This window comes from Streptomyces albidochromogenes (assembly GCF_005981925.1).
In the GTDB taxonomy this organism is placed as follows: domain Bacteria; phylum Actinomycetota; class Actinomycetes; order Streptomycetales; family Streptomycetaceae; genus Streptomyces; species Streptomyces albidochromogenes.
Genome location: NZ_VBVX01000162.1, coordinates 1 through 14,930, shown reverse-complemented (window position 1 = coordinate 14,930; position 14,930 = coordinate 1). Strand labels below are relative to the sequence as shown.

Sequence of the window (14,930 nt, the reverse complement as noted above, 5' to 3'; positions counted from 1 at the left end):
GCGTACGGTCGCGCCGAGGACGGACAGGCCGTGCGGGGCGACGACCACGGGTTCCAGCGCGATCCCGACCACTTCCGGATGGTCGTCGACGAGCCGGGACACCCGCAGCAGCAGCTGTTCGAGCGCGGCGGTGTCGACCGGGTCCGAGCCGCGCCAGCCGAAGAGGAGCGGTGCGGTCCGGATCGACCGGATGAGCTCGGCGGCGTCCCGGTCGGTAGCCGGAACCAGCCGGTGGGCGACGTCCCCGAGCAGCTCGGACGCGGCTCCGGCCAGCCCGAAGGAGAGCACGGCGCCGGCGGCGGCGTCGATGGACGCCCGGACCACGGTGTCCACACCGCGCGGGGCCATGGCCTGGACGACGAGCTGGAGCTCCTCGGGCTTGCCCAGGGCTTGTGTCAACTCGCGGTAGGACCGCCGCAGTTCCTGCTCGTCGGCCAGGTCGAGGCGTACGGCGCCGAGGTCGGGGCGGTGGCGCAGGTGCGGGGCGGTGGTCTTGAGCGCGACGGGGTAACCGAGCCGGGCGGCCGCGGCGACGGCGGCGTCGGGCCCGGGTGCGGGCAGGGTCGGCCGTACGTCGATCCCGTACCGCCCGAGGAGCTCGCGGGCGGCCTCGTCGGCGAGCGGGACGGCTCGCGGGGCGCCGGCGGGGGCGTCCGGCCCGAGCAGCGCGTTGATCTGGGCGGCGGCCCCGGCCTCGTCGATGTCGTCGTACTGGGGCACCCGCCCCGGATCGGCGGCCTGGCGCCGCCACTGCGCGTACTTGACCGCCTCGGCGAGCGCGCGGACGGCCCGCTCTGCGGCGGGGTAGGCGGGGATGCGCCGCCGGCCGGCGTCCCCGGCGGGCGGGGCGCCGTCGTGGCCCCCGCCCGGCCCGGTGGTGGCCGTCGCCTCCGGGGCTCCGCCGTGTGCGGGAGCCGGCCCCCGCGCCCCCGGACGCGCCACGGGTGTGTCCTCGGTCGCCGGGCGGGCTTGATCGTCGCGCGCGGTGTGCCGGCCCTGGCGCGCGGGCGCGTCCGCGCCCGCTTCCGGCCCGTCCGGCGTCCGCGCGCCGGGGGCTCCGTCAGCGGCCGCACCCGGCACAGCCGTGGGCCCGGCGGCGGAAGCGCCCGGCGCGGCGGCGCCCGCGCCCGGAGGCGGAGCCGGGTCGGCCCCCGCCGCCGGGGCCTGCGGCCGGCGTGCCGTGCTCGTCGCGGCGGCGAGGGCGTCGGCCAGTGCGCCCATCTCCACGTGGACGACCGCCACCGGCTTCGCCGGTCCCGTCGCCGCCCCTGCCCGCAGCGCCGCCGCCAGCACCTCGCCGTCGCCGGACTCCGTCGCACCGTTCTCGCCGACCCACGGGATGGCCGTGACCACCACCGCGTCGCACGCGTCGTCCGCCAGCGCCCGGGCCAGGGCCCGGCGGAAGTCCTCCGGTGCCGCCGCCGTGGTGAGGTCGAGCGGGGGAAGCGGGCGAAGGCCCTCCGCCAGGCAGGCGTCGTACGTGAGGAGGCCCAGGGACTCCGAGTTGCCGAGGATCGCGACCCGCGGCCCCGCCGGCAGCGGCTGGCCCGCCAGGAGCAGCCCCGCGTCGACGAGTTCGGTGACGGTGTCGACGCGGATGACGCCCGCCTGCCGCAGCAGGGCGGACACCGTCGCGTCGGGGATGCGCGCGGCCGGCACCGCGTGCCCCGGCGGCGTGCTCCCGCTGTGGCGCGCGCCCTTCACCACGACGACCGGCTTCTCCGCCGCCGTGCGCCGGGCGAGGCGCGTGAACTTGCGCGGGTTGCCGATCGACTCCAGGTAGAGGAGGACGACGTCGGTGTCCGGGTCGTCGTACCAGTACTGGAGGAAGTCGTTGCCGGAGACGTCCGCGCGGTTGCCGGACGAGATGAAGGAGGACAGGCCCGCGCCCCGCCGGTAGAGCCCCGACAGCAGCGCGATGCCGATCGCGCCCGACTGGGTGAACAGGCCGATGCGGCCGCGCGCGGGCGGTTCCGGCGCGAGGGAGGCGTTGAGGCGTACCGCGTCCGAGGTGTTGATGATCCCGAAGGCGTTCGGGCCGATGATGCGCATGCCGTACGAACGGGCCTGCCGCACCAGTTCGCGCTGGCGGGCCCGCCCCTCGGCGCCGCTCTCGGCGTATCCGGCGGACAGGACGACCAGGCCCTGGACGCCGCTCTCGCCGCAGTCCGCGACGACCTCGGGCACCCGGTCGGCCGGTACGGCGACCACTGCGAGGTCGACGGCCTCGCCGATCGCGGCGACCGAGCGGTGCGCGGGCACGCCGTCCAGCTCGGCGAGGTCGTCGGGGAAGGCCCGGTTCACGGCGTACGCGCGCCCGGTGAACCCGGCGGCGAGCAGGTTGCGCAGGACCGTGCGCCCGACCCCGCCCGGCGCGCGCCCCGCGCCGACGACCGCGACCGAGCCGGGGCCGAGCAGGCGCTGGACGGAGCGGGACTCCGCGCGGTGCTCGCGGGCGCGCTGCACGGCGACGGAGCGGTCGGTCGGCTCCAGATCGAATTCGAGGTGGACCACGCCGTCCTCGAAGCTGCGCTTCTGGGTGTAGCCCGCGTCCGTGAACACCTTGATCATCTTGGTGTTGGCGGGCAGCACCTCCGCCACGAAGCGCCGGATGCCGCGCTCGCGCGCGACCGCGCCGATGTGTTCGAGCAGGGCGGAGGCGACGCCGCGCCCCTGGTGGGCGTCCTGGACGAGGAAGGCGACCTCGGCGAGATCGGCGTCGGGGCCGGACGAGGGGCGGCCCTGGGCGTTGATCCGGTCGTACCGGACGGTGGCGATGAACTCACCGCCGACCGTGGCGGCCAGACCCACCCGGTCCACGTAGTCGTGGTGGGTGAAGCGGTGCACGTCCTTGGCGGAGAGGCGGGGGTACGGCGCGAAAAAGCGGTAGTACTTCGACTCGTCCGACACCTGCTCGTAGAAGCTGACCAGGCGCTGCGCGTCGTCGGCGGTGATGGGGCGGATCCGCGCCGTGCCTCCGTCCCGCAGCACCACGTCGGCTTCCCAGTGGGCCGGGTACGCGTGGTGCACGTCGTGGTCCTGCGAGGGCTGCTGCGGCGAGGGCTGCATGACGAAAGCCTACGGGTCGCGGGCCCGCCCGGGGCAAGGCAGGCTGAGGCCGCGACTCGCGCCCCGCCCGGGACGGGGGCACGGCCGCCGCGTGCGACGTGAGAGACTGGTCTAGACAACCATTAGGCTGGTCTAGACAACCGTAAGAACATGAAGGGCAACACCATGGTTGAGCGCCGTGTCACCGTCGGCTGGGCCGAGGGCCTGCACGCCCGGCCCGCCTCCATCTTCGTTCGCGCGGCGACCGCGTCGGGCGTCCCCGTGACGATCGCCAAGGCCGACGGCAACCCGGTCAACGCCGCCTCCATGCTCGCGGTGCTCGGCCTGGGCGCGCAGGGTGGCGAGGAGATCGTGCTGGCGTCCGAGGCCGACGGCTCCGATGCCGCCCTCGACCGCCTGGCGAAGCTGGTCTCCGAGGGCCTGGACGAGCTTCCCGAGACCGTCTGACCACTCGGACGGACGCATTCCCGAGAAGGAGCCACGGCATCCCGGAATTCGGGGGCCACGGCTCCTTTTCTTTGCGCGCGATCCCCGCGCACTTTCCATTTCGCTGTCGCGCCCCGCCGAATTCGGGCAGCAGAACAAGACGCCTGCGACGCGCTCTCTTTGTATACGGCGCGGCTGTTAAAGACGGCCGCTCAGGGTGTTTACGGCATGTTGCGAACTCCTCACGCCGTCCGGCCCGCGCTCCGGGCCGGTGCGCCGCAACCGGTGCGCGGCCGCCGCGCGTTCGGCGTGCAGGGCCGTCAGCGCGCGGGCGCGTTCCGCGTCGCCCCGGGCCACGGCGTCTACGATCGCGCCGTGTTCGGCCCAGGACTCGGCGGGACGGGCGGGCCGCTCCACGGCGTACATCCAGGCGATCTTGTGCCTGAGCTGCGTGAGCAGCGCCGTCAGGCCCGGACTGCCCGACGCCTGGGCGAGCGTCTCGTGGAACCAGCTCCCCAGCGAGCGCAGATCCTCGCCCTCGCCCCGCCGCGCCCGCTCCTGGCCGAGCCTGACCAGGCCGCGCAGCACCTTGAGGTGGGCCTCGGTACGCCGCTGGGCGGCCCGGGCCGCGCCCAGGGGTTCAAGGAGCGTCCGTACCTCCAGGAGGTCGGCCGCCTCCAGCGCGGTGGGCTCGGCCACGCAGGCGCCCGCGTGCCGGCGGGTGGTGACGAACCCCTCGGACTCCAGCGTGCGCAGCGCCTCGCGCACCGGGACGCGCGAGACGCCGTAGCGCCGCGCGAGGAGCTCTTCGGTGAGCCTGCCGCCGCGCGGGAACACACCCGAAACGATGTCGTCACGGATTGCCGTGCATACCGATTGCGCGGGAATGCGCATGACCGAACCTCCGCCTTGATCCCCGCGAAACGCGGTCGACCGACGCCTTTTCGGTGACTCTATTGCAGCATTCCTCGATTTCCGACGGAAGCCGGAATCCATGGACGGCTTTTGGACATGCGCAAGGCCCCGGCGGGAAGCCGGGGCCTTGCGCACGAGCGAGCGGGCTCGGTCGGTCAGACGTTCACACCGTGGGCGCGCAGGTACGCGACCGGGTCCATGTCGGAGCCGTACTCGGGGGACGTACGGGCCTCGAAGTGCAGGTGCGGGCCGGTCGAGTTGCCGGTCGAGCCCGAGACGCCGATCTGCTGGCCGGAGGTGACGGCCTGGCCGACGGAGACGCCGATGGACGAGAGGTGGCCGTACTGCGTGTACGTGCCGTCGTTCATCCGGATGACGATGTTGTTGCCGTACGCCCCGCCCCAGCCGGCCTCGACGACGGTGCCCGCACCGACGGAGACGACGGAACTGCCGGAGGCGGCGCGGAAGTCGACGCCGGAGTGGCTGCCGGAGGACCAGAGGTTGCCGCCGGTCTTGTAGCCGGTGGTCACGACGGAGCCGGCGACCGGCAGGGTGTAGCTGTTCAGGCGCTTGCGCTCCGCCGCACGGGCGGCGCGCTCCTTGGCCGCGTGCTCTTCGCGCTCCTTCTTGGCCCGCGCCTCGGCCTCGGCCTTGGCCTTGGCCTCCGCCTTGCGCTTGGCCTCCGCCTTCCGCTCGGCCTCGGCCTTGCGGGCTGCCTCCGCCTTGGCGGCGGCGCGCTTCTGCTGGTCGGCCTGGGCCGCGATCTCGTCGGCGAGGGAGTCGCCGATGACGATGGCCTCGGTCAGGCCGGTGTCCTGGACGGTGTGGGCCGCGTCGGCGGTCGTGTCGGCGGCGAGGGCCGGAGAGGCCAGGCCTCCGATGACGCCGGTGGTCGCGAGGGCGGCGACGCCGGCCATGCTCGCGCTCTTGCGCGTCAGGCGGCTCGGGCGACGGTGCTTCCCGGTGGCACGGGTGAACGCCATGGAGTGGCTGATCCTTTCCTTCCTTCTCGCCTACCGGGTTAGCTGACGGGTTCGGAGCAGGAAGGTCTCCTACGGACCCCTCCGTGCTCACGCGCGGAGGACATCCGATTCACCCCAGGGACTGAGTGGGTCCCCGGCTCCCCAGGCTCGCGCCTGACGGGGACTCGGCGATGACTGTCCGGTGCCGCGGATGCGGCTCACTGCTGACGGACAGCCGGACAGACGCTAAACGGGACATCTTTTAATCACCAAACAGACACGGCGTTTTGTAACGCACCCCACAGACCAGACAGGCAACCTCCGCAACAAAACGGACATACGAGAAGGACCCCGGCAGCCTCTTGGCTCCCGGGGTCCCGTTGTCTCCCGTTTTATAGGGAGTTGCGCGAGCGGCTCGGTCAGCCGCTCACCACCGTGACCTCGCCGATGCCGAGCGCCCTGACGGGCTCCGCGATCTGCGAGGCGTCACCGACGAGGACTGTGACCAGGCGGTCCTCGGGGAAGGCGCTGACGACCGCGGCGGTGGCCTCCACGGTGCCCGTCTCGGCGAGGCGGGCGTACAGCTGGGCCTGGAAGTCGTCCGGCAGGTGCTGCTCGACCTGGTCCGCGAGCGTGCCGGCGACGGCCGCCGCCGTCTCGTACTTGAGCGGCGCGACGCCCACCAGGTTCTGTACGGCGACATCGCGCTCGGCGTCGGTGAGTCCCTCTGCCGCGAGCGTGCGCAGGACCTTCCAGAGGTCTTCGAGCGCCGGGCCGGTGGACTCCGTGTCCACCGAGCCGCTGATCGCCAGCATCGACGCGCCCGTCCCGTCGGGAGCGGAGCGCAGCACCTGGCCGAAGGCGCGCACGCCGTACGTGTAGCCCTTCTCCTCGCGCAGGACGCGGTCCAGGCGGGAGGTGAGCGTGCCGCCGAGGCAGTACGTGCCGAGGACCTGGGCCGGCCAGACGCGGTCGTGCCGGTCGGGGCCGATCCGGCCGATGAGCAGCTGCGTCTGGACCGCGCCGGGCCGGTCCACGATGACGACGCGGCCGGTGTCGTCGGCGACGACCGGCGGTACGGGGCGGGGCTCGGCGCTGTCGCCCTTCCACGCGCCCAGGGTGTCGGCCAGGACGGCGTCCAGGTCGGTGCCCTCCAGGTCGCCGACGACCACGGCGGTGGCGGTCGCGGGGCGCACGTGCGCCGCGTAGAAGCCCTTCACGGCGGCGGCGTCGATGCGCCCCACCGTCTCCTCGGTGCCCTGACGCGGACGGGACATGCGCGAGGTGGCCGGGAAGAGCTCCTTGGAGAGCTGCTTCGCGGCGCGCCGGGACGGGTTGGCCGTCTCGTGCGGGATCTCGTCGAGCCGGTTGGCGACCAGGCGCTCGACCTCGCCGTCCGCGAAGGCGGGCGCCCGCAGCGCGTCGGCGAGCAGGCCGAGCGCCTTGTGCAGCCGGGAGACGGGGACCTCCAGGGAGACCCGGACGCCCGGATGGTCGGCGAACGCGTCGAGCGTGGCGCCGCAGCGCTCCAGCTCGGCGGCGAACTCCTCGGCGGAGTGCTTGTCGGTGCCCTCCGACAGGGCCCGCGCCATGATCGTCGAAACCCCGTCGAGGCCCTCCGGCTCGGCCTCCAGGGGGGCGGCGAGGAAGACCTCGACGGCCACGACCTGCTGGCCGGGGCGGTGGCAGCGCAGCACGGTCAGGCCGTTGGGCAGGCTGCCGCGCTCGGGGGCGGGGAAGGCCCACGGTGTGGGCGTGCCGGCCTGCGGCTGCGGGTGGAACTCCATGCTCACGGCAGCGGTGTCGCTCACTTGTCCGCCCCTTCCTGCGTCGCGTTCCCACCGGCGGCGGTGGTGTCGTCGGCCCCGTCGGCCGCGTGGGTCGGCTCGTACACCAGGACGGCGCGGTTGTCCGGGCGCAGGCGGGCCGCGGCCGCGGCCCTGACCTCCTCCGCCGTGATGTCCAGGACGCGCTGGACGGCCGTCAGGGCGAGCTGCGGGTCGCCGAACAGGACGGCGTACCGGCACAGTTCGTCGGCGCGGCCCGCGACCGTGCCCAGCCGGTCGAGCCACTCGCGCTCCAACTGGGCCTGCGCGCGCTCCATCTCCTCGGGCGTGGGGCCCTCGGCGGCGAAACGGGCCAGCTCCTCGTCGACGGCGCGCTCGATGTCGGGCACGTCGACGCCGGCCGACGTCTTGACGTCCAGCCAGCCGAGGGAGGGCGCGCCGGACAGGCGCAGCAGCCCGAAGCCGGCGGCGACGGCCGTACGGTCGCGGCGGACCAGGCGGTTGTGCAGCCGGGAGGACTCGCCGCCGCCGAGGACGGTGAGCGCCAGGTCGGCGGCGTCGGCCTCGCGGGTGCCGTCGTGCGGCAGCCGGTAGGCGGCCATCAGGGCACGCGCCGGGACCTCTTCGCGGATCTCCTCGCGCAGCTCCTCGCCGATGATGTCGGGCAGCGAGCCGTCGCGCGGCGGCTGCTTGCCGTCGTGGGACGGGATGGAGCCGAAGTACTTCTCGATCCAGGCGAGCGTCTGCTCCGGGTCGATGTCGCCGACGACCGAGATCACCGCGTTGTTGGGCGCGTAGTACGTACGGAAGAAGGCCCGCGCGTCCTCGAGGGTCGCCGCGTCCAGGTCGGCCATCGAGCCGATCGGCGTGTGGTGGTACGGGTGGCCCTCGGGGTAGGAGAGCGCGGTCAGCCGCTCGAAGGCGGTGCCGTACGGGACATTGTCGTACCGCTGCCGGCGCTCGTTCTTGACGACGTCGCGCTGGTTCTCCATCGACTCCTCGTCGAGCGCGGAGAGCAGGGAGCCCATCCGGTCGGCCTCGAGCCACAGGGCCAGCTCCAGCTGGTGGGCCGGCATGGTCTCGAAGTAGTTGGTGCGCTCGAAGCTGGTCGTGCCGTTGAGCGAGCCGCCCGCACCCTGCACCAGTTCGAAGTGGCCGTTGCCCTTCACCTGCGCCGAGCCCTGGAACATCAGGTGCTCGAAGAGGTGAGCAAGGCCGGTACGGCCCTTGACCTCGTGGCGCGAACCGACGTCGTACCAGAGGCAGACCGCGGCGACCGGGGTCAGGTGGTCCTCGGAGAGCACCACGCGCAGGCCGTTGGCCAGCCGGTGCTCAGTCGCTTTCAGGCCGCCGGAACCGGCCTGCGCTGTGGCCGTGTGACCCATGGGCATGTACGTCCCTTCGATCGCGATATGGAGAAGTCCTGCCACTGTATGCAAGCTCACGGACACCTGGCGAAGTTCCCGGCCGGTGTACGCCCTCAGGGAACGCCCGAGTAGGCGCTACGGACGGGTCGAGGTCGGCGTTGTCAGTGCGCCGGTCCACAATGGTCGGCATCACACGCAAGAACTCGCCCTACAGAACCGCGAAGGAGCCGCAGCCGCGATGGCCCGCCGCAGCACGAAGACCCCGCCGCCGGACGATGCGTTCGAGGAGAAGATCCTCGATGTCGACGTCGTCGACGAGATGCAGGGCTCCTTCCTCGAGTACGCGTACTCGGTGATCTACTCGCGAGCGCTGCCCGACGCCCGCGACGGCATGAAGCCGGTGCACCGCCGCATCGTCTACCAGATGAACGAGATGGGGCTGCGGCCCGACCGCGGCTATGTGAAGTGCGCCCGCGTCGTCGGCGAGGTGATGGGCAAGCTGCACCCCCACGGCGACGCGTCGATCTACGACGCGCTCGTGCGCATGGCGCAGCCCTTCTCGATGCGCCTGCCGCTCGTCGACGGGCACGGCAACTTCGGCTCGCTGGGCAACGACGACCCGCCGGCCGCCATGCGGTACACGGAATGCCGGATGGCCGACGCCACGTCGCTGATGACCGAGTCGATCGACGAGGACACGGTCGACTTCAACCCGAACTACGACGGTCAGGAGCGCGAGCCCGTCGCGCTGCCCGCGGCGTACCCGAACCTGCTGGTCAACGGCGCGTCCGGGATCGCCGTCGGCATGGCGACGAACATGCCGCCGCACAACCTGGGCGAGGTCGTCGCCGCCGCCCGGCACCTGATCAAGCACCCCGGCGCCGATCTCGAGACGCTGATGCGCTTCGTGCCGGGGCCCGACCTGCCGACCGGCGGCCGGATCGTCGGCCTCGGCGGGATCAAGGACGCGTACGAGAACGGCCGCGGCACCTTCAAGATCCGCTCGACGGCCACCGTGGAGAACGTGACGGCGCGCCGCAAGGGCCTGGTCGTCACCGAACTTCCCTTCACCGTCGGACCGGAGAAGGTGATCGCGAAGATCAAGGACCTGGTCTCCTCGAAGAAGCTCCAGGGCATCGCGGACGTCAAGGACCTCACGGACCGCGCGCACGGCCTGCGTCTGGTCATCGAGATCAAGAACGGGTTCGTCCCCGAGGCCGTCCTGGAGCAGCTCTACAAGCTGACGCCGATGGAGGAGACCTTCGGCATCAACAACGTGGCGCTCGTCGACGGCCAGCCCCTGACGCTCGGCCTCAAGGAGCTGCTGGAGGTCTACCTCGACCACCGCTTCGAGGTCGTACGCCGCCGCAGCGAGTTCCGGCGCACCAAGCGGCGCGACCGGCTGCACCTGGTCCTCGGCCTGCTGGTCGCGCTGCTCGACATCGACGAGGTCATCCGCCTCATCCGTTCCAGCGACAACTCGGCGCAGGCCAAGGAGCGGCTCATCGAGCACTTCTCCCTGAGCGAGATCCAGACGCAGTACATCCTGGACACGCCGCTGCGCCGGCTCACCAGGTTCGACAAGATCGAGCTGGAGGCCGAGCGCGACCGGCTGAACGCCGAGATCGACGAGCTGACCGCGATCCTGGAATCGGACGCCGAGCTGCGCAAGCTCGTCTCGGCGGAACTGGCGGCGGTGGCCAAGAAGTTCGGCACCGACCGGCGCACGGTGCTGCTGGAGTCGGGGAGTTCGCCGGTGGCCGCGGTGCCGCTGGAAGTCGCGGACGACCCGTGCCGGGTCCTGCTGTCCTCGACCGGCCTGCTGGCCCGTACGGCCAACGGCGAGCCCCTCGCCATGGACGACGCCCGGCGCGCCAAGCACGATGTGATCGTCTCGGCCGTGCCCGCCACCGCACGCGGCGACGTGGGCGCGGTGACGTCGTCCGGCCGCCTGCTGCGGCTCTCGGTGATCGACCTGCCCCAGCTCCCGGACACGGCCTCCGCACCGAACCTCTCGGGCGGGGCGCCGGTCACGGAGTTCCTCTCCCTGGAGCCGGACGAGTCGCTGATCTGCCTCACCACGCTCGACGAGTCCTCCCCCGGGCTCGCGCTCGGCACCGAGCAGGGCGTGGTCAAGCGGGTGGTTCCGGACTATCCCGCCAACAAGGACGAGCTGGAGGTCATCACCCTCAAGGACGGTGACCGGATCGTCGGCGGGGCCGAGCTGCGCACCGGCGAGGAGGATCTGGTCTTCATCACGGACGACGCCCAGCTGCTGCGCTATCCGGCGGGGCAGGTCAGGCCGCAGGGCCGGGCCGCGGGCGGCATGGCGGGCATCAAGCTCGCCGAGGGCGCCAAGGTGATCTCCTTCACCGCGGTCGACCCGGCGGCGGACGCCGCGGTCTTCACGGTGGCGGGTACGGCGGGGACGCTGCTCGGCGACACGGAGACGTCCGCCAAGCTGACGCCGTTCGACCAGTACCCGCGCAAGGGCCGGGCCACGGGCGGCGTGCGCTGCCAGCGGTTCCTCAAGGGCGAGGACGTCCTCGTCCTGGCCTGGGCTGGCGCCGCCCCGGCGCGCGCGGCGGCGAAGAACGGCGCACCGGTGGAGCTGCCGGAGCCCGACCCGCGCCGTGACGGCTCCGGTACTCCGCTGGCGACGCCGGTGGCGGCTCTGGCCGGCCCGGCCTAGCCCTCGCCCTGTACGTACCGCAGGACGCCCCACATGCTGTGCTCGTAGGCAGCGGCGGAGGCGTCCTGCGGTGCGTCGAGTGGTTCCTCCCCCGGGCCGCCGGTCCGGCAGGCCTCCAGTTCCTTGCCCAGGGCCCGCCCGTCGGTCCCGGAGCCGATGAGGACGAGCTGCGTCGTCCTCGGCTCGTCGCGGCCCCACGGCCGCGGGTAGAAGCGCAGGAACCGGCCGACGGCGTGCACCTCGTACCGGTTGCGGGGGTCGGCCGCGCCGAAGTCGACGTACCCCTTAATCCGGTAAAGCCCCTGGGGCCTGCTGTCGAGGAACTCCATGAGGCGGCGCGGGTCCATCGGCACCTCGGAGGTGAAGGAGACGCTCTCGTACGCCGCGTGCGGGTGATCGCCGTGGCCGTCGTGCGCGTCCTCCTCGGCCCGCAGGTCGTCGAAGGACAGCTGCCGTGCCTTCTCCTCGGCGTCGGGTCGCGCCGCCGGGTCGAAGAGCAGCTCCGGATCGATCCGCCCGTACTCCGCGCGGACGACGGCCGTGCCCCCGCTGAGGCCGCGTACGGTGTCGAGGACGCGGCCGAGCCGCTCCTCCCCCACCCGGTCGGTCTTGTTCAGCACGACGAGGTCGGCGACGGCGAGGTGGCGGTCCAGCTCGGGATGGCGTGCGCGCGTGGCCTCGAACTCGACCGCGTCGACGACCTCGGCGAGCCCTCCGTACACGATCCGCTCGTTCTCGCTTGCGAGGATCATCCGCACCAGTTCCTGCGGTTCGGCGAGCCCGCTCGCCTCGATGACGATCACGTCGAGCCGGGCTGCCGGGCGGGTCAGCCGCTCCAGGTACTCGTCCAGCTCGCTCGCGTCCACGGCACAGCACAGGCACCCGTTGCCGAGCGAGACGGTGGAGTCCCCGAGCTGCCCGGCGACCGCCATGGCGTCGATCTCGATGGCCCCGAAGTCGTTGACGATCGCACCGATCCTGGTGCCCCGGCTGCGGGCGAGCAGGTGGTTGAGCAAGGTGGTCTTGCCGGAACCCAGGAAGCCCGCGAGGACGACGACCGGGATCTGCTTCGTGCTCACCGGGGGACCTTTCTCATGACGCCGGAACGGGCCGCCCCAGGATAGGCGCGGCCCGGGTCCCCTGCGGATCACGGAAGCCGCACGCGCCCGCAGGCCCAGATTTCGGAAAGCCGTGCCCGGCGCTCTACCGTTCGGGACATGAGCGCCGCACCGACCGCCCCCGGCAGACGTCTGCGTCTGGGCTGGCCCCAGCGGGTCTTCTCGCAGGTCCTCCTCATGCAGCTGGCCATCGCCACCGGCGTCACCGTGCTCGCCACCGGGCTCTTCCTGGCCCCGCTCAGCGCTCAGCTCGACCAGGAGGCGATGCGGCGCGCCCTCGCGATCGCCCAGACCACCGCCGCCCGGCCGCGGCTCGCCGACGCCGTGACCGGCACGCGGCCCGCCGCCTCGGGGCCCGTGCAGACCGAGGCGGACCGCATCCGGCGCTCCACCGGGGCCGAGTACGTCGTGGTCATGGACGACCGGGGCGTCCGCTGGTCCCACACCGACCCCCGTCAGATCGGCCGGATCGTCTCCACCGACCCGAGCGAGGCGCTCGGCGGCCGCGAGGTGATGGAGATCGACGAGGGGACGCTCGGCCGCTCCGCCCGGGGCAAGGTCCCGCTGCGCGGCACGGACGGCGAGATCGTCGGCGCGGTGTCGGTCGGCATCGAGTACGACAGCGTCCGCGCCCGGCTGCTCGCCGCGATCCCGGGGCTGCTGGCGTACGCGGGCGGCGCTCTGGCCGTCGGCGCGGTGGCGGCGTACCTCATCTCCCGAAGACTCCAGCGGCAGACCCACGACCTGGCCTTCTCCGACATCTCCGCGCTGCTGGCCGAGCGCGAGGCGATGCTGCACGGCATTCGCGAGGGCGTCGTCGCCCTGGACGCCGGGGGCAGGATCCGGCTGATGAACGACGAGGCCCAGCGGCTGCTCGGCCTCGGCGCTCAGGCCACGGGCCGCCCGCTGGACGAGGTGCTGGGCGAGGGGCGTACGGCGGACGTGCTGGCGGGACGGGTGACCGGCGACGACCTGCTGACCGTGCGCGGTCACCGCGTCCTGGTCACCAACCGGATGCCGACGGACGACGGGGGCGCGGTGGCGACCCTGCGCGACCGTACCGAGCTGGAGCGGCTCGGCCGCGAGCTGGACTCGACGCGCGGCCTGATCGACGCCCTGCGCGCCCAGGACCACGAGCACGCGAACCGGATGCATACGTTGCTCGGGCTGCTGGAGCTGGGCATGCACGAGGAGGCGGTGCGGTTCGTGACGGAGGTGGCGGGGGTCCGCCGGGCCACCGCCGAGCAGATCACCGAGAAGATCCACGACCCGATGCTGGCGGCGCTGCTGGTCGGGAAGGCCACGGTCGCCGCCGAGCGCGGTGTCGCGCTCCGGCTGTCCGACGCGACGCTGCTGCCCGACCGGCTGGTGGACCCGCGCGGCCTGGTCACCGTCGTCGGCAACCTGGTGGACAACGCGCTGGACGCGTCGGCCGGGTCCCCGGACGCCGTGATCGAGGTCGAGCTGCGGGCGCGGGGGCGTACGGCCGTACTGCGCGTGACGGACGGCGGGCCGGGCGTTCCGGCGGAGCGGCGCGAGCTGATCTTCACGGAGGGGTGGTCGACCAAGGAGCCGCCGGCCCACGGCAAGCGGGGCCTGGGGCTGGCCATGGTGCGCCGGCTGGCGGAACGGCAGGGCGGCAGCGCCCGGGTCGGCGAAGGAGCGGAGGGCGGCGCGGAGTTCACCGTCGTACTGCCGGAAGCGCTGACGGACGCGGGGCTGGACGGCACGGACGGCGACCGCTCGGGCGGCGACGGCTCAGGCGGCGACGGCAGGGAGGCCGGTGCTGCCGGGGCCGGCGGTGCGCGGCCCGGCGCGCCGGCCGACGCGGCGGCGCTCGACTCGGCGGGAGAGGCGCGATGATCGACGTACTGGTGGTGGACGACGACGTGCGCGTCGCGGAGATCAACGCGGCGTACGTGGCCAAGGTCGCCGGGTTCCGTGTCGTCGGCCGGGCGCACTCCGTGGCCGACGCCCTGGCCCGACTCCGCGCGCACCACGTCGACCTGCTGCTCCTGGACCACTACCTGCCGGACGGGAACGGGCTCGCGCTCGTCCAGGAGCTGCGCGCGCTCGGCCTCCAGACCGACGTGATCATGGTGACGGCGGCGCGCGACATCGGGACCGTGCAGGCGGCGATGCGCCAGGGGGCTCTCCAGTACCTGGTCAAACCCTTCAACTTCGCCGGGCTGCGCACCAAGCTGGAGGCGTACGCCGCGCTGCGCCGGACCCTCGACGGCGGCGGCGAGGCGGAACAGGCCGAGGTGGACCGGATCTTCGGCGCGCTCTCGGTGCCCGGCTCGGCAAACCTCCCGAAGGGCCACTCGCCGACCACCGCCGAGCTGGTGCGGCAGGTGCTGCTGGCCGCCGACGGGCCGATCTCCGCGCAGGAGATCGCGGAGCGCGCGGGCATCAGCCGGCAGACCGCGCAGCGCTATCTGAAGCTGCTGGAGCGGTCGGGCCGGGTTCGGCTCAGCCTCAAGTACGGCGAGACGGGCCGCCCGGAGCACCGGTACGCGTGGACGGCCGCCGGCGGCGGCTGAGAGCCCCCCTGCGCGCGGTGGGGCGGCCGCGCGGGCAGCCGGGGGGCGGAC

10 protein-coding genes and 1 riboswitch are annotated in these 14,930 nt (G+C 73.2%); of the genes, 4 read left to right on the top strand and 6 right to left on the bottom strand.

Translation table 11 applies throughout. From position 1 onward, the window contains the following. The coding region (locus tag E2E34_RS20740) for a bifunctional acetate--CoA ligase family protein/GNAT family N-acetyltransferase (protein WP_138903422.1) at positions 1–3,069 on the bottom strand (3,069 nt) is incomplete at its 3' end. 165 nt (positions 3,070–3,234) lie between these two features. Between E2E34_RS20740 and E2E34_RS20735 the strand changes: the two genes are divergently transcribed. Further along, positions 3,235–3,516, top strand: coding sequence for an HPr family phosphocarrier protein (locus E2E34_RS20735; RefSeq protein ID WP_069930388.1), 282 nt, complete (start codon positions 3,235–3,237; stop codon positions 3,514–3,516). A gap of 177 nt (positions 3,517–3,693) precedes the next feature. Here E2E34_RS20735 and E2E34_RS20730 read toward each other — a convergent pair whose 3' ends face one another. The 4 genes from E2E34_RS20730 to E2E34_RS20715 all read right to left on the bottom strand — a co-directional run bounded on the left by E2E34_RS20730 (position 3,694) and on the right by E2E34_RS20715 (position 8,550). Then, the gene (locus tag E2E34_RS20730; protein WP_138903421.1) at positions 3,694–4,389 is read right to left on the bottom strand and encodes a GntR family transcriptional regulator; all 696 of its coding nucleotides are present in this window, start codon (positions 4,387–4,389) and stop codon (positions 3,694–3,696) included. A gap of 176 nt (positions 4,390–4,565) precedes the next feature. After that, positions 4,566–5,393, bottom strand: coding sequence for a M23 family metallopeptidase (locus E2E34_RS20725; protein ID WP_138903420.1), 828 nt, complete (start codon positions 5,391–5,393; stop codon positions 4,566–4,568). Positions 5,394–5,406: 13 nt separating this feature from the next. Beyond that, a riboswitch (cyclic di-AMP (ydaO/yuaA leader) is annotated at positions 5,407–5,573 on the bottom strand. 218 nt (positions 5,574–5,791) lie between these two features. Beyond that, positions 5,792–7,159 (bottom strand): M16 family metallopeptidase, encoded by a 1,368-nt coding sequence (locus E2E34_RS20720; protein ID WP_138903423.1) that lies wholly within the window; start codon positions 7,157–7,159, stop codon positions 5,792–5,794. A gap of 20 nt (positions 7,160–7,179) precedes the next feature. After that, complete coding sequence (locus E2E34_RS20715; RefSeq protein ID WP_138903419.1) at positions 7,180–8,550, bottom strand: M16 family metallopeptidase; 1,371 nt, start codon at positions 8,548–8,550, stop codon at positions 7,180–7,182. A 214-nt stretch (positions 8,551–8,764) separates the two neighbouring features. On the opposite strand from E2E34_RS20715, the gene E2E34_RS20710 reads away from it, so the two are divergent. Next, the gene (locus E2E34_RS20710; protein WP_138903418.1) at positions 8,765–11,218 is read left to right on the top strand and encodes a DNA gyrase/topoisomerase IV subunit A; all 2,454 of its coding nucleotides are present in this window, start codon (positions 8,765–8,767) and stop codon (positions 11,216–11,218) included. On the opposite strand, the gene E2E34_RS20705 is transcribed toward E2E34_RS20710, so the two are convergent. Beyond that, a complete protein-coding gene (locus E2E34_RS20705) occupies positions 11,215–12,297 on the bottom strand; it encodes a CobW family GTP-binding protein (protein WP_138903417.1) in 1,083 nt (360 codons plus the stop codon). The two genes, E2E34_RS20710 and E2E34_RS20705, sit on opposite strands and share 4 nt — an antisense overlap. Before the next feature lie 138 nt (positions 12,298–12,435). On the opposite strand from E2E34_RS20705, the gene E2E34_RS20700 reads away from it, so the two are divergent. Both E2E34_RS20700 and E2E34_RS20695 read left to right on the top strand, forming a co-directional pair. Beyond that, the gene (locus E2E34_RS20700) at positions 12,436–14,199 is read left to right on the top strand and encodes a sensor histidine kinase (protein WP_138903416.1); all 1,764 of its coding nucleotides are present in this window, start codon (positions 12,436–12,438) and stop codon (positions 14,197–14,199) included. Further along, on the top strand, positions 14,196–14,879 hold the full coding sequence (locus tag E2E34_RS20695) for a DUF7342 family protein (RefSeq protein ID WP_138903415.1): 684 nt from the start codon (positions 14,196–14,198) through the stop codon (positions 14,877–14,879). The genes E2E34_RS20700 and E2E34_RS20695 overlap by 4 nt, the downstream gene beginning before the upstream one ends. Positions 14,880–14,930: the final 51 nt, after the last annotated feature.